Here is an 18,431-nt window from a genome sequence, read left to right as displayed (position 1 = left end):
TACAATGCAGCCTTTCAAATAACTATCAGAAGGCGGCAAGCCCATGACCCACGGGATTCACGGCGAGAAGCGCTGGTACGCGCTGATCGTCCTCTGCCTCGGCGTGCTGATGATCGTGCTCGACAGCACGATCGTGAACGTTGCACTGCCGTCGATCAGCACCGACCTCCATTTCACCGAGACGGCCCTCGTGTGGGTCGTCAACGCGTACCTGCTGACGTTCGGCGGCTGCCTGCTGCTCGGCGGACGGCTCGGCGACCTGTACGGCCAGCGGCGCATGTTCCTCGCCGGCCTCGTCGTCTTCACGCTCGCATCGCTCGCGTGCGGCCTCGCGCAATCGCAGGCGATGCTGATCGCCGCGCGCGCGGTGCAGGGCATCGGCGGCGCGGTCGTATCGGCCGTCGCGCTGTCGCTGATCATGAATCTCTTCACCGAGCCCGGCGAACGCGCCCGGGCGATGGGCGTGTACGGCTTCGTCTGCGCGGGCGGCGGCAGCATCGGCGTGCTGCTCGGCGGACTGCTGACGAGCTCGCTGTCGTGGCACTGGATCTTCCTCGTCAACCTGCCGATCGGCATCGCGGTCTATGCGATGTGCGCCGCGCTGCTGCCGCGCCTGCGCGCGCCGGCCGGCAACGCACGGCTCGACGTCGCGGGCGCGATCACCGTCACTGCTTCGTTGATGCTGGCCGTCTACGGGATCGTCGGCGGCAACGAGGCCGGCTGGCTGTCGACGCAGACCGTCGCGCTGATCGGCGCGGCCGCCGCGCTGCTCGCGCTGTTCATCGCGATCGAGGCGCGCGCCGCGCATCCGCTGATGCCGCTCTCGCTGTTTGCGTCGCGCAACGTCGCGCTCGCGAACGTGATCGCCGTGCTGTGGGCGGCCGCGATGTTCGCGTGGTTCTTCCTGTCCGCGCTGTACATGCAGCGCGTGCTCGGCTACGGGCCGCTGCAGGTCGGCCTCGCGTTCCTGCCGGCGAACCTGATCATGGCCGCGTTCTCGCTCGGGCTGTCCGCGCGGATCGTGATGCGCTTCGGCATCCGCGGCCCGATCGCGGCCGGCCTGCTGATCGCGGCGTGCGGCCTCGCACTGTTCTCGCGCGCACCGGTGGACGGCGGCTTCGTCTGGCACGTGCTGCCCGGCATGACGCTGCTCGGCATCGGCGCGGGCGTCGCGTTCAATCCGGTGCTGCTCGCCGCGATGAGCGACGTCGATCCGGCCGATTCCGGGCTCGCGTCGGGGATCGTCAACACCGCGTTCATGATGGGCGGCGCGCTCGGCCTCGCCGTGCTCGCCAGCCTCGCGGCCGCCCGCACCAACGCGCTCGCGGCGGCGAATGCCCCGCTCGACGCGCTGAACGGCGGCTACCATGCGGCCTTCGCGTTCGGCGCGGCATTCGCTGCCGTCGCCGCGCTGATCGGCCTCGCGCTGCGCATCCGGCAGCAGGGTGCGGTCGAAGGCGTCGGCTCCGCAATGCACTGACCGCTAGCCGGCGGCGGGTGGCATCGACCGCCGCCCTCGAACCAGGGCGCGTACTGTCGCGCCCTTTTTTATGCGTGCCGGGCCTGGCACCCGCTCTCGCTTCACCGGGCGTTTCGGGCGGATCAGTCGCGAGGAGAACAGCCATCACGCCCCTCGCTCCGCTCAAACGCCTGTTTTACTTCGGGCCAGATGCCCGCCCCACGGGCTTCCCCCGCCGATTTTTAACGCAGTCGACCATCGACGCGCCACTTTTGCGACAATGGCGGACTTTGATGCGCGCGCCGCGGCCACGCGCCGCCGCCGAACATCGCACAACCGTCGCCGCATAACCGCCTCCTTCCGATGTCGCTTCCCCATATCGATCTGCTGTACTCGTTGTCCGGCCTGTTCGTCGGTATCCTCGTCGGCCTGACGGGCGTTGGCGGTGGTTCGTTGATGACGCCGATCCTCGTGCTGCTGTTCGGCGTCCACCCGGCAACGGCGGTCGGCACCGACCTGCTGTACGCGGCCGCGACCAAGGCTACCGGCACGCTCGTCCACGGCCTGAAAGGCTCGATCGACTGGCGCATCACGGGCCGGCTCGCGGCGGGCAGCGTCCCGGCCGCGGCCGTCACGCTGTGGTGGCTGCACACGCACGGGATGAACGCGCCGGGCACCGCGCGGATGATCCAGCTCGTGCTCGGCATCGCGCTGCTGCTCACGTCGCTCGCGCTGATCTTCCGGCCGCAGCTCACCGCGTTCGCCGCACGCAACCCGCTCGCGCCGAGCCCCGCGCGCACGCTGTGGTCGACCGTGCTGACAGGCGCCGTGCTCGGCGTGCTCGTGTCGATGACGTCGGTCGGCGCCGGCGCGATCGGCGTGACCGTGCTCCTGCTGCTGTATCCGATGCTCGCGACCACCCGCATCGTCGGCTCCGACATCGCGCACGCGGTGCCGCTCACGCTCGTCGCGGGCATGGGCCACTGGCTGCTCGGCTCGGTCGACTGGTCGATGCTGCTGTCGCTGCTGCTCGGCTCGCTGCCCGGCATCGTGATCGGCAGCCTGCTGTCGGCGCGCGCGCCTGAACGGCTGCTGCGCAACCTGCTCGCCTCGACGCTCGTCGCGGTCGGCGTGCGGCTCGTGCTGGCGTAAGCGGCGCGGCTGCAACGGCACACGTCGACATCCTTTCTCTCGCCGGAATCTTCCGAAGAAAGGCCCCGTCACGTCACTCTGCCGTCACTTTATGGGGATGTTCCGGTAAATCCTCAAAAGAGGGTCAATCATCCCCCTTTTGAGGATTCGGCAACACCGTCATGGGCGGTTTACGGGGCGACTCGTCCAGCTCCCGACAAGAAGATGCCCCGGAAGTCCATGACTCACGGGGCATCTTGGAGAACGCCAGCACTGCCTTCAACACACGCCACGTGAAGTGCTGGAGCACGTAGCAAGGCAGTGCCTCGATCTCACGTCAGGCGGCGCGAGCCGCCCGCGGCGCTTACTGCCCTTGCTGCTGCAACTTCTGCTGCTTGAGCTGCTGCGTGCGCATCTGCAGCTTCAGCACGCGCTGCAGCGCAGTGCGGTTGGCGAGGATGCCGTCGTAGAAGTTGGCGAGATCGCCCTTCAGCGCGGTCCGCGACGCGTCGTTCAGGTAGATCATGTGGCCCGACGGGTAGTTCTTGATCGTCAGGTTCTGCGCCTTGAGCGTCGGGTCGAGCGGCATCTGCGCGAGCGTCAGCTCCGTCTGGTGGAACGGCGTGACGGCGTCGAAATAGCCGTTGGCCGACAGCACCTTCAGGTCCGGGTTCACGCTCATCGTCGACGCGAGGTCGCCCGCCGTGTACAGCGTATTGCCGCCGCCCTTGTTCGCGCCGGTCGGATCCGTGTGGCTGAAGTCCCAATTGTTGAAGACCTGGTCGTTCAGGTCCACGAACGACGACGTCGACGTGTACTTGAGGTCCGTGTTGATGTAGCTGTTCCACAGCACCGTGTACGCGCCGCCCACGTTCGTGATCGACGGATCGTTGCTGCCCGAGTTCGGCAGGATGTACGGCGCGATGCCCTTGCCCGTGAAGTTCGCGCGACCGTCGTACTGGCCGATCTGCGTGCCCGGCACGAGCGTCAGGAAGAACGTGTACGGCGGGTTGTCGTTCGACGACGGCACGTTGCCGAGCGCGGCCGGGTTGCCGAACGTCTGGATCAGCGACGTCGGATCCGTGCCGATGTACGCGCCCATCTGCTGCGCGGTCTGCAGGTTCAGGTTCAGGCGCACGTTCACGAAGCCGCCGTCCTGCGGGTTCGGCTTCTGCGCGAGCGGCGCGAGCGTGTTGTCGGCGTAGTTGCGGGCCTGGACCATGTACGCGTCGAGGTCGGTCGGCGTCGGGTTGAGCGTCGTCTTCTTCCAGTAGAACGCATCGGCCGCGAGCGTCGGGAACGTGCCCGGCGCGGACAGCGCGTTCGCGTAGTCGAGGATCGACGACTGCAGCGTGATCCCGTTCAGGTCGATGCCGTCCTCATGCAGCACCCACGACACGACCGCGCTGCGCGCGGTGCCGTACGACTCGCCGTACAAGAACTTCGGCGAATTCCAGCGCGAGTACTTGGTCAGGTAGCGCTGGATGAAGCGGTCGATCGAGCGGGCGTCCTGGTCGGTGCCCCAGAAGTCCTTGTTCTTCGCCGGGGCGATCGCCGCCGAGTAACCGGTGCCGACCGGGTTGATGAACACGAGGTCGGTACGGTCGAGCAGGCTGTCCGGGTTGTCGAGCAGCTTGTACGGCGCGGGCGGCGTGAAGTTCGGGAACGACGACTGCAGGCGCTTCGGCCCGTACGAGCCGAGCAGCAGGTAGACCGACGACGAGCCGGGGCCGCCGTTGTAGAAGAACGTGACCGGGCGCGGCTTCGACGGGTCCGGATTGTCCTGCGTGTACGAGACGTAGAACATCTTCGCGTTCGGCGCCGACGTGACCGGATCGATCGTCGTCAGGTGGCCCGTGGTGGCCGTGTACTTGATGGTCTTGCCGCCGATCGTGACCGTACGGTGCACGACGGCCGCCCCTTCCGTGGAATCCGTGACCGCGTCGTTCGGCCCGGTGCCGTACACGTCGTTGTCGACGTACGGCTGGTCGGCCGCGACGGCCGTTGCGGTGGTGTTGGCCGACGTGCTGGCGCCGGCCGACGTCGCGGCGGCGGCCGCCGCCGAAGCGGCCGGGCTCGACCCGTCGTCGCCGCCGCACCCCGTGACGAGCAGCGCAGCGGCCGCGGCCGCTGCGAGCGGCACGCTCAGTGTCGTTCCGAATAGCGCGAAACCGTCTTTCAAGGACTTCCGTGTCGTCATTATTGCCTCTCGAACAGAACGATAAATACCGCCGGTCGCAAAGGATCATTTGCGCCGGCGCTCCGCACCGGGAATGCATTCGTTATGCGACGCACTCCGAGTTTTTTACCGGCTCGGCGAATACCGACCGGCACGATTTACCCCACCCATATTTTTTTGCGACCGCACAATGAAATCAATTCCATCGCGAACGACAATTCGATAATCCGCAGCAATACATATTCATTCAGCGCATTTGCACGCGCACAAAATCGACGGCAAAAGCACGCCCTTGCCAGGCCAGCCCCACCAAGGGCGCCTCGCTTCGAACAGACGAACAATCCCCCTCGGCGAGATGCCGATTAATCGCAAAACGACGATCAATCGCGACTCGAGCCGATTTAATAAAATCGAAAGGATCGATTAACTAAACGGAAAGGAATATCCTCGTATCTGGAATTTATTAAATTAAGTGAAAATACCGGCGCATATTAGGGTTCCGATTTATCGCCGTAAAGTAATAATTTGTTACGGCGCTCGCCATTCCGATAAAAGGCAGTTCGGGACCGATTCCAGAGCACCCAAAAGAAAAAGCCGGACGACTGTCCGGCTTCGTGAGGGCGGCGCGACGCGTGCCGTCAGAGCGGCACGTCGATCGCGCCGGCGCCGACGGGAATCGCATTCGCGCCCGGCGCGGCCGAGATCGGCGGCAGGTTCGCGCTCGTCAGCGCGGGCGCGGCGCCCGGCGTGCCGCCGCGCGGCACCGTGCGGATCACCTGCGACGGCGGCAACGGCGCGCCGCTCTTCAGGTGCTTCCACATCAGGTTCAGCGCCTGCAGGTTGTAGTAATGAACCGGCACGAAGCGCGTGTCGAAGCCCGGCACCGGCAGGAACGCGTCGAAGTGCTGGCCGTTCGTCACCTCGTAGAACACGAGCTGGCTGCGCCCGCCTTCGCTGATGCCGTTCTGCGCGACGTACGCGCGCGACGCGTGGTTCACGGGCACGAGCGCGTCGCTGCGGCCCTGCACGATGATCGCCGGCTTGCCCTGCAGGTTCGCGTTCACGCGCACCGCGTCGACGTTCGCGGGCATCCCGAGCATCCCGTTCGTCCAGAGCTGGCGCAGGCACAGCGCGCCCGCGAAGCTCCCGTCGGGCGTCGCGAGCCGGTGGTCGACGCCCGCGCCCGTGTTGAACACGAGGCTGATGCCGGCCGTCGGCGGCACGCCGTTGCCGACGCCGAACACGGCCGGCATCGGCGACGTGGCGGGCGCGGCGACGGCGCCCGTCGCCGGGTTCGTCGTCGCGAAGCTGAAATTGCACAGGTTGTCGGTGACGCGCGAGCGCGTGTACGCGTTCGCATACGTGACCGCGATCGCCGGAATCGCCTGCGAATCCCACATCGGCGCCTGCAGCAGGTCGGAATCGGCGAGGTAGCCGGCCGCGTGGAGCTGCGCGAGCGCGTCGGCGGCCTGGCTTTGCGTATCGGCGCCCGACACGAGCCCGGCCGCGGCGAGCGTCGCGCAGCGCTGGGTGCGGATCGACTGCGTGGTCGCCGCCGGCAGCGCGCTCAGGGACGGCGCGTCGGCAAGCGACGCCGACGCGGCCGCGCACGGCTCCAGCAGGTTCGCGAGCGTCGCGTAGTCGGCCAGCGGCCGGCCGAACGACGGCACGGGCTGGCCGCCCGAGCGCACGACCGCGTTCGGCGCCATCCGCACGTTGACCTGCGGCTCGCCGACCACGACCGCGGTGATCCAGCCGCGGTTGTCCTGTTCGGCCGCCGCGAGCGACGCGCCGCCGCCGTTGCTGACCGACGCGGCGATCGTCGTGATGTCACCCGCGCGATAGCGCACGCCGTGATGCGAGCCGTCGACCAGCGGTCCGAACTGCTCGTTGAGCGCCCAGTACGCGAACTCGACCGACTGCAGCGTCACGCGCCCCCAGTCCTGCTCGGGATTCTGCTGCGAATGCGCGTGCTTGAACGCATAGCGGTTCGGGAAGCGGGAATTGAACGTGGCGAGATCGCCGCTGGTGACGTTCGCGGTGAACAGGCTCGCGGTGCCGGCCAGCACTGCGTTGGCGAGCGTGCCGTCGATCAGCGTGACGGTGTCCGACATCAGCTCGTGCGCGCCGTTGCCGCCGCCCTTGTCGTTGTAGGCGACCGCGCAGCCGCGCTTGAGCGCCCATTCGCCGGCCGCGGAAATCGCGCCGTACACGCCGCGCGAGCCCGACGACGTCGCGGTGACGATGCACGGCTGCGCGGGATTGAAGCTGGCGGGCACCTGCACGAGCAGCGTGACGTTCTTGCTGCCGCTGCCGTCGTCGGCGTACGCGAGATATTCGGTGCCGGGAATCTTGCCTTCGCCGAGCGTGTCGTTGCCGTCGAGGTCGACGTTCGGCCCCCAGAAGCGGCCGTAGCCGCCGTTGGCGCTCATGTCGACCAGCGCGCGGTAGTTCGACCAGATCGCGAGACGGCGCAGCTCGGCACCCGTCGGCCGGGCGGCATTCGCAAAGCCGGGGGCGCTCGCCGAGCCGAGGCCCGTCTTGCCGAGGCCGGCCGTCAGCAGGTCGTCGCTCGCGCCGTCATAGGCCGTCGTGCGCACGCTGCCGGACACGAAACCGGGCAACCGGTTGCGCTCGGCCGACTCGTCGCCGTTACAGGCGCCGAGCATCGCGACCGCGGCCAGCGCCGCGCCGAAAACCATCCGCCTGCCCCACCCGAGTCTCGTCATCGCCGCCCTCTCGATATCGTTATCGGTCCGCCGCCGCTTCGTGCGGCTTGCGGCCTCTCAAGCGCAAACGGGCCCCGGCATGCCGGGGCCCGCCTGAAAACGGGCGCACGCGGCGCTCACGCGCCGTCGCCCGGCGTTACTGCTGCTGAACCGTCAGCTTGTTCGACACCGACGTCACGCCGCTCACGCCCTTCGCCGCCTCTTCCGCCTTGTCGATCTGGGCCTGGTCGGGCACCGTGCCCTCCAGCGTGATCGCGCCGCCCTTCGAGCGCACGACGATGTTCGCCACGTCGATGCCGCCCGCCTTCGTAATGGCCTTGCGCACCGCATAGCCAAGCTTGCGGTTCGCCTTCTTCGCGGTCTTCGCTGCGGCCTTCGGCGCGCTGGTCGCGGCCGCGGGCGCTTCCGTTGCCGCGGCATCGCTCGACTGCGCATACACGCTGCCCGACAGACAGGCCGCCACGGCGGCAACGCCCAACGCTCTCAACACGATCGACTTCATGCTATCTCCTTATCACTCCGGAACGGCCGTGCACAGTACGGCCGATTACCCCCAAAAACAGCCGGCCCGCGCGCGAACGGGCGGGACAGCCGGTGTTTTCCACGGCGATACGAGAGAGGCGAGACGGGCTGGCGGCCGGCGCACGCGAAAGCGGGCCGGCCGGGCCGGACAGCCGCCGGCCGAACGCGCCCGGTCTCATTGCGTGCCGGGTCGCGCGCAAATCGGGCGCGGCTGCGTCGCACAATGTAATCCAGCGCCCGCGGAAGCGCAAAGCTTTTGACGCGGGGCCGCCCGCCACTGTCGCCGCGGGGCCGCGCCAGGCCGCCCCACTCGCGCACGCCCGGTGAAACCGGGTACCATCGCCGCGAGCATCGGCGTCGTCCATGACAACCGTCCGATCGTCACCGATACGTCACGCCAGCGTCATCCGCCGCCCCCATGAAGCCAGCCCGCCCTCGCCCGCCTCGCCGCATCCTCGCCCGCTTCGTCGCGGTATCGTGGCGCGACCTCGCGCTGTCGATCGGCCCGACCGTGCTGCTCGCCGGCGCGGCCGTCTGGCTCGCGGTCAAGCTGATCCAGCCGGCCCCGCCGTCCACACTCGTGATCTCGTCCGGGCCGCCCGGCAGCACGTACTGGAACGCCGCGCAGAAATACAAGACGATCCTCGCGAAGAACGGCGTCACGCTCGACGTCCAGTCGTCCGAAGGGTCCGCCCAGAACCTCGCGCGGCTGTCGAACCCGAACGCGCCGGTCGACGTCGGTTTCGTGCAGAGCGGCATCGGCCCGAAGGAGCGCGACGAACATCTCGTGTCGCTCGGCAGCATCGGCTACGTGCCGCTCGCGATCATGTATCGCGGCCCGGTCGTCGCGCGCCTGTCCGACTTCAAGGGCAAGCGGCTCGCGCTCGGCGCGGAGGGCAGCGGCGCGCGCGAGCTGAGCCTCGCGCTGCTGAAGATGAACGGCATCGTGCCGGGCGGCTCGACCGAGCTGCTGCCGACCGCCGGCGAGGACGCGGCCACCGCGCTGCTCGACGGCAAGATCGACGCGGCGTTCCTGTCCGGCGACTCGACGCAGATCCCGGTGATGGCGAAACTGTTCCGCGCGCCGGGCGTGCACGTGTATTCGTTCACGCAGGCCGAGGCGTACGCGCGGCGCTTCCCGTACCTGACCGCGATCACGCTGCCGATGGGGGTCTACGATCTCGGCCGGAACCTGCCGCCCGCCGACATCCACACGGTCGCACCGACCATCGAACTCGTCGCGCGCGACTCGCTGCATCCCGCGTTGTCCGACCTGCTGATCGAGGCCGCGCGCGAGGTGCACGGCCACGCGACGATCCTGCAGCACGCGGGCGAATTCCCGTCGCCCGTCACGCGCGGGTTCCAGCTCTCCGACGACGCCGCGCGCTACTACAAATCAGGCAAGACCTTCCTGTACCGGCGGCTGCCGTTCTGGGTCGCGAGCCTCGTCGACCGGCTGCTCGTCGTGGTCGTGCCGCTGATCGTCGTGCTGATCCCCGGGCTGCGGCTCGTGCCGTCGCTGTACGGCTGGCGCGTGCGCTCGCGCATCTACCGCTGGTACGGCGCGCTGATCGCGCTCGAGCGCAGCGCGCTCGGCGAGCACACGGCCGAGGAGCGCGTGCAGTTGCTCGACGAACTCGACGACATCGAGGAAGCCGTGAACCGGATGAAGATGCCGCTGGCGTATGCCGGGCAGTTCTACGTGCTGCGCGAGCACATCGGCTTCGTGCGCGAACGGCTCACCGCGCACGACCAGGACACGCCGGCCAGCCCGCCGGGCGCCGGCGGCCCGCCGCAGGCACGGGCCGAAGCCGCGCCGCCGGCCGGCACGCCCCCTCGGGCGACTCCCGGTTCCGCGTGAGCGGACGATCCGCGATCATTGCCGCATGCGCGCGCCGCCGCGTAACATGGAGGCCGCCGCCAGGCGCCGCTCGCCCCACCCTCTGGAGATCGCCATGACAACCGGCCTCGACACCGCCCAACCCGCCTGGTTCTACGACTTCGTGTCGCCGTTCTCCTACCTGCTCCTCGAACAGCTCGACAAATGGCCGGACGTGCCGTTCGAGCCCGTCGCGGTGTCGCTGCCGGACCTGCAGCGCCACTGGGGGCAACGCTCGAGCGCGGACGTGCCCGCCAAGCGCGTGTTCACGTACCGTCACGCCCTGTTTCGCGCGGAGCAGCTCGGCATCCGCTTCAAGATGCCGCCCGCCCATCCGTTCGATTCCGACAAGGTGTTGCGCCTCGCGATCGCGCTGCGCGCCGACATCGCGACCGTGCTGGAAATGTTCCGCTTCATCTGGCACGACGGCAACGACCCGTCGACGCCGGAAGGCTTCGCGGCACTGTGCGAGCGCGTCGGCGTCGGCCACGGCGACGAGCTGATCGAATTCGAGGAGACGAGCGCGCAGTTGCGCCGCAACACCGACGACGCGATCGCGCTCGGCGTGTTCGGCGTGCCGACGTTCTGGATGAACCAGCAGCTGTTCTGGGGCGAGGACGCGCTGCCGATGGTGCTGTACTGCGCGCGCACGCCGAACTGGCTGGAATCGCGCGAGGTCAAGCGGATCAGCGTGCTGCCGAAGGGCCGTGTGTGATGGCCGGTATCACGCACGCCAATGCGCGGCTGCGGTAAGGTTACGCTTCCCCGCAATCCCCGCCTACGATGGAAGAAGACGACCGTACCGCCTCGCTCGATATCTGGCTCGTGCGCGTGTTGCGCACGCTGCTGCTCGAGCGCAGCGTCACGCAGGCCGCGCTGCGGCTGAACCAGACCCAGCCGGCGATCAGCACCGCGCTGCGCAAGCTGCGCGAGACGCTGAACGACCCGATCCTCGTGCGCGGCAAATCCGGCATGGTCCCGACCGAATACGGCGCGTCGCTGCTCGAGGCCGCGCAGCGCGCGCTGCGCGAGGTCGATTTCATCGCGACGCCGCACGGCGATTTCGATCCGTCGTCGGCACGGCGCACGTTCCGCGTCGCCGCCCCCGATTACCTGAACGATTTCTTCATGCCGACGCTGATCGAGCGCTTTCGCGACGCGGCGCCGCATGCCCATCTGGAAATCGATTCGCTGAATCCCGCGCTCGATCACGCGGGCGCGCTCGAATCGGGCGCGCTCGATCTCGTGATCGGCAACTGGCCGAAGCCCGACCCGCAGTTCGCGCGCCAGGACCTGTTCTCCGACACGATCGTGTGCCTGATGCGCGATGCGCACCCGCTCGCACGCGTGCCGCTCACGCGTGAAGCGTACGCATCGGCCGCGCACGTCGCGCCGACGCCCTACACCGGCGACAAGCGCAACGCGATCGAGATCGGCCTGGCACGCGCGCGCCTCACGCGGCGCATCGTGACGACGCTGCCCTACTTCGGCATCGTGCCGCAGGTGCTGCTGCAGTCGGACCTGATCTTCACGACGACGCGCCGCTTCGCGACGCACTATGCGCAGTTGCTGCCGCTCGTGGTCGTCACGCCGCCCGTGCCGTTCCCGCGCATCAAGAGCTACCTGCTCACGCATCCGCAGCCCGACCGCCCGACCGACATCGCGTGGCTGTGCGCGCTGATGCAGAGCGTGTCCGACGAGCTGACGGTTCCCCGCAGCCGCAAGCGCTGAGCCGCGGCACAAAGCACGGCACGGCCGCTCGAGTTCAGGCCGTGCAGAAGGTTTCCTGCAGATGGGTCCAGCGCACGACACCCGCCGCGTCGCGCTCGAACACGGCGGTTGAACGGCGCGCGGGCAGCTCGCCCGACGCCGCGTGCTGCGCTTCGAGATAGGTCACGGTCGCATGCGACGCGTCGGCCGCGAGCACGCGGGTGTCCGACAGCGTGATGCGCAGCCCCGGCTTCGCGCCGGCGAGCTTTTCGAACAACGCGCGCGTACCGTCGTGATCGACCTCGCGGCCGTCGGTCAGGATCATCGTGAATTCGGCGGAAAACGCGGCGAGCAGCGCATCGAGCGCCTCGGGCGCGGTATCGACGCCGGACAGCCAGCGCTCGATGGCGACGAGGCTCGCATCGAGCGCGTCGAGATAAACCTGATGATCGGACATGGCACGTGCGCGGTAAGGCGCGGCCCGATGCCGCGCGTCGTCGTGCAGTGTATGCAAAATCGCGCGGCCCCGCGCTGGCCGCGCGGCGCTACCGCGCGCAGGACACGTCGTCGCGCGCACGCCCCGAAGCGGCGGCCTTCGCGTCGGCCACCGGCATGCCCGAGCGCGCCTGCAGCAGCTCCGCGCACACGGCCACCGCGATCGCGCCCGGCGCCTTGTCGACGATGCCCGCGACACCGATCGGGCACACCATCTCCACGAGCCGCGCCGGATCGACGCCGCGCGCGGCAAGCCGGCGCTCGAACTTCACGCGCTTGGTGCGCGAGCCGATCATCCCGAAGTACGCGTAGTCGCGCCGCCGCATGATCTGCGCGGCGAGCGAGAAGTCGAGCGCGTGGTTGTGCGTCATCACGAGGAAGTACGCGCCGGGCGGCGCGGCGTCGACGACCGCCTCCGGCGTGTCGGTCGGCTCCGGCTGCACGTTCGGCGGACATTCGTCCGGGAACAGCTCGTCGCGCGTGTCGACCCACTGCACGACGCACGGCAGCGCGCCGAGCAGCGTGACGAGCGCGTGACCCACGTGCCCGGCGCCGAACAGCACGATGTGCATCGGCGCGGGCGTGCCGGTCGCGCGGTTGCGCTGGCCGGTGCCCGGCGCGAACGCCGGGGTCGACGCGGTGCGGAGCGAGCGGGCGGGGCCGTTCATGTCAGCCTCCGCTGGGCCGCCCCAAGGAGGCTGACCGCCCCCTCGGGGGGAGCCGTGCATGGAACCGGAGTAAGCGCTGAAGCGCCAACTCCCGTCGACAGCGAACGAAGTGAGCTCGGGGGCCGTTTCATCTCAGCCTGCCTGACCGGCGCGTGCCGCACGCACCGCGCTGACCGCACGCAGGATCGACTCGCCGGTCGCCGGCGCATCGAGCGGCGGGTTCACCTTGTAGTCGCCGACCGCGGCCACCGCATCGCGCACCGCGAAGAACACCGAGAACGGCAGCAGCAGCGGCGGCTCGCCGACGGCCTTCGAGCGGTGGATGCTGTCCTCGACGTTGCGGTTCTTGAACAACCGCACGTTGAATTCCGGCGGCGTGTCGTTCACCGTCGGGATCTTGTACGTCGACGGCGCATGCGTCATCAGCTTGCCGCCCTTGTTCCACCACAGCTCCTCGGTCGTGAGCCAGCCCATCCCCTGGATGAACGCGCCTTCGACCTGGCCGATGTCGAGCGCCGGGTTCAGCGACGCCCCCACGTCGTGCAGCGCATCGACGCGCAGCGTGCGCATCTCGCCCGTCAGCGTGTCGATCACGACTTCCGACACGGCCGCGCCGTACGAGTAGTAGTAGAACGGCCGGCCCTGCAGCTTCGACTGATCCCAATACAGCTTCGGCGTCGCGTAGAAACCATCGGACCACAGCTGCACGCGCGCGAGGTACGCCTTCGCGATCACTTCGCCGAACGGCACGCCGTTGCCGCCCACCCACACGAAGTCGTTGGCGAACTTCACGTCGGCCGCATCGACCTTGCCGTCGCCGAACTGCTTCGCCGCGAACACCGCGAGCCGCTCGCGCAACTGGCGAGCCGCATCCTGCGCGGCCTTGCCGTTCAGGTCCGAGCCCGTCGACGCAGCGGTCGCGGACGTGTTCGCGACCTTGCTGGTGTCGGTCGCCGTCACGCGGATCCGGCCGAAGCGGATGCCGAGCTCGTGCGCGACGACCTGCGCGACCTTCGTGTTGAGCCCCTGGCCCATCTCCGTGCCGCCGTGGTTCACGAGCACCGAGCCGTCGGTATAGATGTGCACCAGCGCGCCGGCCTGGTTGAAGTGCGTGACGTTGAACGCGATGCCGAACTTCACCGGCGTGATCGCGATGCCCTTCTTCAGCACCGCGTTGCGTGCGTTGAATTCGCGCACGCCCGCACGCCGCGCGCGGTAGTCGCTCGTCGCCTCGAGTTCGCCGAGCAGCTCCTGCAGCACGTTGTCCTCGACCGTCTGCCCATAGGGCGTGACGTTGCGTTCGGTCTTGCCGTACAGGTTCGCATAGCGGACGTCGAGCGGATCGCGGTCGAGCGCGCGCGCGACGTCGTCGAGGATGTACTCGATCGCGAACGCGCCCTGCGGGCCGCCGAACCCGCGGAACGCGGTGTTCGACTGCGTGTTGGTCTTGCCGCAGTAGCCGGCGATGTTCACGTCGCCCAGCCAGTACGCGTTGTCGAAGTGGCACACCGCGCGCGTCATCACCGGGCCCGACAGGTCGGCCGAGAAGCCGCAGCGCGACGTCATGTCGAGCGCGACGCCGTCGATGCGGCCGTCGTCGTCGTAGCCGACGTCGAAGCGGTAATGGAAGTCGTGCCGCTTGCCGGTGATCATCATGTCGTCGTCGCGGTCCGGACGCAGCTTCACCGGGCACAGCAGCTTCCACGCCGCGAGCGCCGCGCAGCACGCGAACAGGCCCGACTGTGATTCCTTGCCGCCAAACCCGCCGCCCATCCGGCGGCATTCGACCAGCACGTTGTGCGACGCGACGCCGAGCACGTGCGCGACGAGGTGCTGCATCTCGCTCGGGTGCTGCGTCGAGCAGTACACGTGCATCCCGTCGTCGTCCTTCGGCACGGCGTACGCGATCTGCCCTTCGAGGTAGAACTGCTCCTGGCCGCCGAGCAGCATTTCGCCCGACTCGCGGTGCGGCGCGACGGCGAGCCGCGCGGCCGCGTCGCCGCGTGCGAGCTTCAGCGGCGGGATCACGTAGGTTTCGGCCGCGCGCGCTTCCTGCGCGGTGAGGATCGCCGGCAGCTCCTCGTAGTCGACCTGGGCGCGGCGCGCGGCGAGCCGCGCGGTTTCATGCGACGTCGCGACGACGATGAACATCGGCTGGCCGACGAACTGCACGATGCCCTTCGCGAGCACCGGATCGTCGTGGATGATCGGGCCGCAATCGTTGACGCCCGGGATGTCGTCGGCCGTGAACACGGCGACCACGCCCGGCGTCGCGCGCACCGCGTCGAAGTTCATCGACACGATCTTCGCGTGCGGCTTCGCCGACAGGCCGAGCGCCGCGTGCAGCGTGCCCGCGACGACCGGGATGTCGTCGGTGTAGGTGGCACGCCCGCTGACGTGCAGGTGCGCGGATTCGTGCGCGCGCGATACGTGGACCTGCGCGGCGTCGGCTTGCGGGTCGAGGGTGCTCAGGAACGGTTCTGCTTGCTGGTTCATGTTCGGTGTTCTCCGTCTTCAGACGCGCGCCGCGTCGGTGCCGAGTTCGGCGGCCACTTCACGCACATTCAGGGCTTGCGGCGGCAGCGGGTCGTGCGGGCGCGTCTCCAGCCAGAATCGATACATCAGGTTCTTCGCGGTATCGAGACGGTACGTGCTCGTCGCGCGCATGTCGGACAGCGGCTGGTAGTCGCGCTCGAGCGCCTGCATCGCCGCCTGCGCGGTGGCTTCGTGCCACTGCGCGCCGTCGAGCACGGCTTCCGTCTGGGTCGCGCGCTTCGGCGTCGCGGCCATCCCGCCGAACGCGATGCGCGGCTCGCGGATCGTGTCGCCGTCCGCGATGAACGCGAACGCCGCGCACACGGCCGAGATGTCGGAGTCGAACCGCTTCGACAGCTTGTACGTGCGGAACTGCAGCTTCTCGCGCGCGCCGGTGCGGGTCGGCACCTTCAGGCCGACGACGAATTCGTGCGGCGCCATGTCCTTCTGCTGGTAACCCGTGTACAGCGCCTCGAGCGGCAGCTCGCGCACCGTGTCGCCGCCGCGCAGCACCACGCGCGCGCCGAGCGCGATCAGGCCCGGCATCGAATCGCCGATCGGCGAGCCGTTCGCGACGTTGCCGCCGATCGTGCCCGCGTTGCGGATCGGCAGCGACGCGAAGCGCTTCCACATCTCGGTCAGTTCCGGATACGGGCCGGCCAGCGCCGCATACCCTTTCTCGACCGTCACGCCAGCACCGATTTCGATCCAGTCGTCGCCGTGCACGATGTTCTGCAGTTCGGCGATCTGGCCGACGTAGATCAGGTCGTCGAGCCGGCGCATCTGCTTGGTGACCCACAGGCCGATGTCGGTGCTGCCCGCCAGGATGCGCGCGTCGGGCCGCTCGACCTTCAGCGCGGCCAGCGCGTCGAGCGTGCGCGGCGCCGCGAAGCGCGCGCCGTTGATCGTCGTGTAGTCGAACGTATCGTCGCGCTTGAGCGACGCGAGCGTGCGGGCCAGCGCGGCCGTGTCGACCGGCGCCGACGGCGCCGGCGCGTCGAACATCTGCACGGCCGCATCGACGATCGGGCGATAGCCGGTGCAGCGGCACAGGTTGCCCGTCAGCGCATCGGCGATCTCGGTGCGCGACGGCACGTCCTTCGCCTTCGCGCACGTGCCGGCACGGCCGCAGCCTTCGTGGCCGTGCTTCTCGTACAGCGCCCACATCGACATCACGAAGCCGGGCGTGCAGAACCCGCATTGCGAACCATGGCAGTCGACCATCGCCTGCTGCACCGGATGCAGCGCACCGTCCGGCTGACGCAGGTCCTCGACCGTCAGCAGCGCCTTGCCGTCCAGCGTCGGCAGGAACTGGATGCATGCGTTGACGGCCTTGAACTCGACCGCGCCGGCGTCGGTCAGCTCGCCGACGACGACCGTGCACGCGCCGCAGTCGCCTTCCGCGCAGCCTTCCTTGGTGCCGGTGCAATGCGCGTCCTCGCGCAGGTATTGCAGCACGGTGCGGGTAACGTCCGCGCCGCTGACTTCGCGGATCGCGTGACGATGGTAGAAGCGGATCGGCTCACTCATGTCTCGATGGTTCTTCAAATGGGGGGCAAGGCGGCCCGCGCTGTGCGCTCGACCGACGTTTTTCTGACAGTTTGCACGCTATCACCATCAAATTTCGCAACCCATAGCCCATCACGCATGGGGCCCATATAACTGCCGCGATATGAGCGCCGGGCCGGCTCGACGGCCTTTACACACGGCGCTCCCAGCCCCTTCCCTGTTTCCCCGCGACCGCCCGGGATCCTCGAAAACAGGTCGCGATTAACTAAATGGTACCTGCGTGAAAACCGGTTCCATGGGAAAATCCCGATTCCCTTTTTCGCCGTCCTCTGCCCGTTTCGTTCATTCGTTCCGACCCCATGTCAACCGATTCCGCCACACCGCCGCGCAGCGGGTTCGCGGTCACGCTGCAAATCGTGTCCGTCGTCTGCTTCACGTTCATCTGCTACCTGACTATCGGGCTGCCGCTCGCGGTGCTGCCGGGCTTCGTCCATGACGACCTCGGCTTTTCCGCGATCGTCGCGGGCGGCGCGATCAGCGTCCAGTATTTCGCGACGCTCGCGTCGCGTCCGCTGGCCGGGCGCCTGGCCGATACGCTCGGCCCGAAGCAGACGGTGTTGCGCGGGCTGGTCGGTTGCGGCGTGTCGGGCGTGCTGCTGCTCGTCGCGCTGCTGCTCGCACACTGGCCGGTCGCGAGCCTCGTGCTGCTGGTCGCGAGCCGGCTCGTACTCGGCATCGGCGAGAGCCTGTGCGGCACCGGCGCGATCCTGTGGGGCATCGGCCGGGTCGGCGTCACGCACAACGCGAAGGTGATCTCGTGGAACGGCATCGCGACCTACGGCGCGCTCGCGCTCGGCGCGCCGGTCGGCGTCGCGATCGCGAATACGCTGAATCCGGCGCTGATCGGCGTGCTCGTGATCGCGTTGGCCGCGATCGGCTTCTACCTCGCGCGCCTGATCGCTTCGGTGCCGCTCGTGCACGGCGAACGGATGTCGTATGCGAGCGTGTTTACGCGGGTACTGCCGCACGGCCTCGGCCTCGCGCTCGGCTCGGCCGGCTTCGGCTCGATCGCGACCTTCGTCACGCTGTACTACGCGGCGCGCCACTGGCCGAACGCCGCCCTGTCGCTGACCGTGTTCGGCACGCTGTTCATCGGCGCGCGCCTGCTGTTCGCGAACACGATCAAGACCTACGGCGGCTTCCGCGTCGCGATCGTGTCGTTCGCATTCGAATGTTCGGGCCTGCTGCTGCTGTGGCTCGCGCCGGTGCCGCACATCGCCCTCGTCGGCGCCGCACTGACCGGCTTCGGCTTCGCGCTGATCTTCCCGGCGCTCGGCGTCGAGGCCGTCGCGCTCGTGCCGCCTGCGAGCCGCGGCGCGGCGCTGTCCGCGTACTCGGTGTTCCTCGACTTGTCGCTCGGCATCACGGGCCCGCTCGCCGGCTATGTCGCGGGCGCGTTCGGCTATCCGCAGGTGTTCCTGTTCGCGGCGGTGGCGGCTGCCGCGGGCGTCGCGCTGTCGATGGTGCTGTACCAGCGGCAGGCGCGGGTCGAGGGAAGCGGCGCGGCGGCATGATCGCGCTGTTCGTGACAAGGGGGCCGGTCGCGGATATCACG

Annotated in this window: 13 protein-coding genes; 6 read left to right on the top strand and 7 right to left on the bottom strand. The window is 68.7% G+C overall.

Annotation, left to right across the window (positions count from 1 at the left end; translation table 11 throughout):
* The first annotated feature begins 43 nt into the window (after positions 1-43).
* Together CFB39_RS04165 and CFB39_RS04160 are read left to right on the top strand one after the other, a co-directional pair.
* Positions 44-1,480: a DHA2 family efflux MFS transporter permease subunit gene (locus tag CFB39_RS04165; RefSeq protein ID WP_089430684.1), complete on the top strand. Its 1,437-nt coding sequence runs from the start codon at positions 44-46 to the stop codon at positions 1,478-1,480.
* 342 nt (positions 1,481-1,822) lie between these two features.
* Positions 1,823-2,611, top strand: a complete 789-nt coding sequence (locus CFB39_RS04160) for a sulfite exporter TauE/SafE family protein (RefSeq protein ID WP_089430683.1) — start codon at positions 1,823-1,825, stop codon at positions 2,609-2,611.
* Between the two features lie 343 nt (positions 2,612-2,954).
* On the opposite strand, the gene CFB39_RS04155 is transcribed toward CFB39_RS04160, so the two are convergent.
* From CFB39_RS04155 to CFB39_RS04140, 3 genes are all read right to left on the bottom strand, one after another.
* A complete protein-coding gene (locus CFB39_RS04155; protein ID WP_089472243.1) occupies positions 2,955-4,790 on the bottom strand; it encodes a S10 family peptidase in 1,836 nt (611 codons plus the stop codon).
* A gap of 617 nt (positions 4,791-5,407) precedes the next feature.
* Entirely contained in the window at positions 5,408-7,498 is a 2,091-nt protein-coding gene (locus tag CFB39_RS04145; RefSeq protein ID WP_089472242.1) for a D-(-)-3-hydroxybutyrate oligomer hydrolase, read from the bottom strand.
* Positions 7,499-7,634: 136 nt separating this feature from the next.
* Positions 7,635-8,000 (bottom strand): BON domain-containing protein, encoded by a 366-nt coding sequence (locus CFB39_RS04140; RefSeq protein ID WP_089424630.1) that lies wholly within the window; start codon positions 7,998-8,000, stop codon positions 7,635-7,637.
* A gap of 438 nt (positions 8,001-8,438) precedes the next feature.
* Between CFB39_RS04140 and CFB39_RS04135 the strand changes: the two genes are divergently transcribed.
* The 3 genes from CFB39_RS04135 to CFB39_RS04125 all read left to right on the top strand — a co-directional run bounded on the left by CFB39_RS04135 (position 8,439) and on the right by CFB39_RS04125 (position 11,630).
* Entirely contained in the window at positions 8,439-9,881 is a 1,443-nt protein-coding gene (locus CFB39_RS04135) for a TAXI family TRAP transporter solute-binding subunit (RefSeq protein ID WP_089424629.1), read from the top strand.
* A 94-nt stretch (positions 9,882-9,975) separates the two neighbouring features.
* Entirely contained in the window at positions 9,976-10,614 is a 639-nt protein-coding gene (locus tag CFB39_RS04130) for a 2-hydroxychromene-2-carboxylate isomerase (protein ID WP_089439342.1), read from the top strand.
* A 68-nt stretch (positions 10,615-10,682) separates the two neighbouring features.
* The gene (locus CFB39_RS04125) at positions 10,683-11,630 is read left to right on the top strand and encodes a LysR family transcriptional regulator (protein ID WP_011351110.1); all 948 of its coding nucleotides are present in this window, start codon (positions 10,683-10,685) and stop codon (positions 11,628-11,630) included.
* Positions 11,631-11,664: 34 nt separating this feature from the next.
* Here CFB39_RS04125 and CFB39_RS04120 read toward each other — a convergent pair whose 3' ends face one another.
* The 4 genes from CFB39_RS04120 to xdhA form a co-directional block, all read right to left on the bottom strand.
* Positions 11,665-12,066, bottom strand: coding sequence for a nuclear transport factor 2 family protein (locus CFB39_RS04120; RefSeq protein WP_089472241.1), 402 nt, complete (start codon positions 12,064-12,066; stop codon positions 11,665-11,667).
* An 88-nt stretch (positions 12,067-12,154) separates the two neighbouring features.
* The gene (gene xdhC / locus CFB39_RS04115) at positions 12,155-12,772 is read right to left on the bottom strand and encodes a xanthine dehydrogenase accessory protein XdhC (RefSeq protein ID WP_089472240.1); all 618 of its coding nucleotides are present in this window, start codon (positions 12,770-12,772) and stop codon (positions 12,155-12,157) included.
* 132 nt (positions 12,773-12,904) lie between these two features.
* Positions 12,905-15,268, bottom strand: coding sequence for a xanthine dehydrogenase molybdopterin binding subunit (gene xdhB, locus CFB39_RS04110; protein WP_089472239.1), 2,364 nt, complete (start codon positions 15,266-15,268; stop codon positions 12,905-12,907).
* 18 nt (positions 15,269-15,286) lie between these two features.
* Positions 15,287-16,837, bottom strand: coding sequence for a xanthine dehydrogenase small subunit (gene xdhA, locus CFB39_RS04105; RefSeq protein ID WP_089472238.1), 1,551 nt, complete (start codon positions 16,835-16,837; stop codon positions 15,287-15,289).
* Positions 16,838-17,175: 338 nt separating this feature from the next.
* Here xdhA and CFB39_RS04100 point away from each other — a divergent pair, with 338 nt between their 5' ends.
* Positions 17,176-18,390 (top strand): MFS transporter, encoded by a 1,215-nt coding sequence (locus CFB39_RS04100; RefSeq protein ID WP_089472237.1) that lies wholly within the window; start codon positions 17,176-17,178, stop codon positions 18,388-18,390.
* Positions 18,391-18,431 lie beyond the last annotated feature (41 nt).

The organism is Burkholderia sp. AU6039 (assembly GCF_002223365.1).
Taxonomy (GTDB): Bacteria; Pseudomonadota; Gammaproteobacteria; order Burkholderiales; family Burkholderiaceae; genus Burkholderia.
This window is presented reverse-complemented; position numbering and strand designations above follow the sequence as displayed.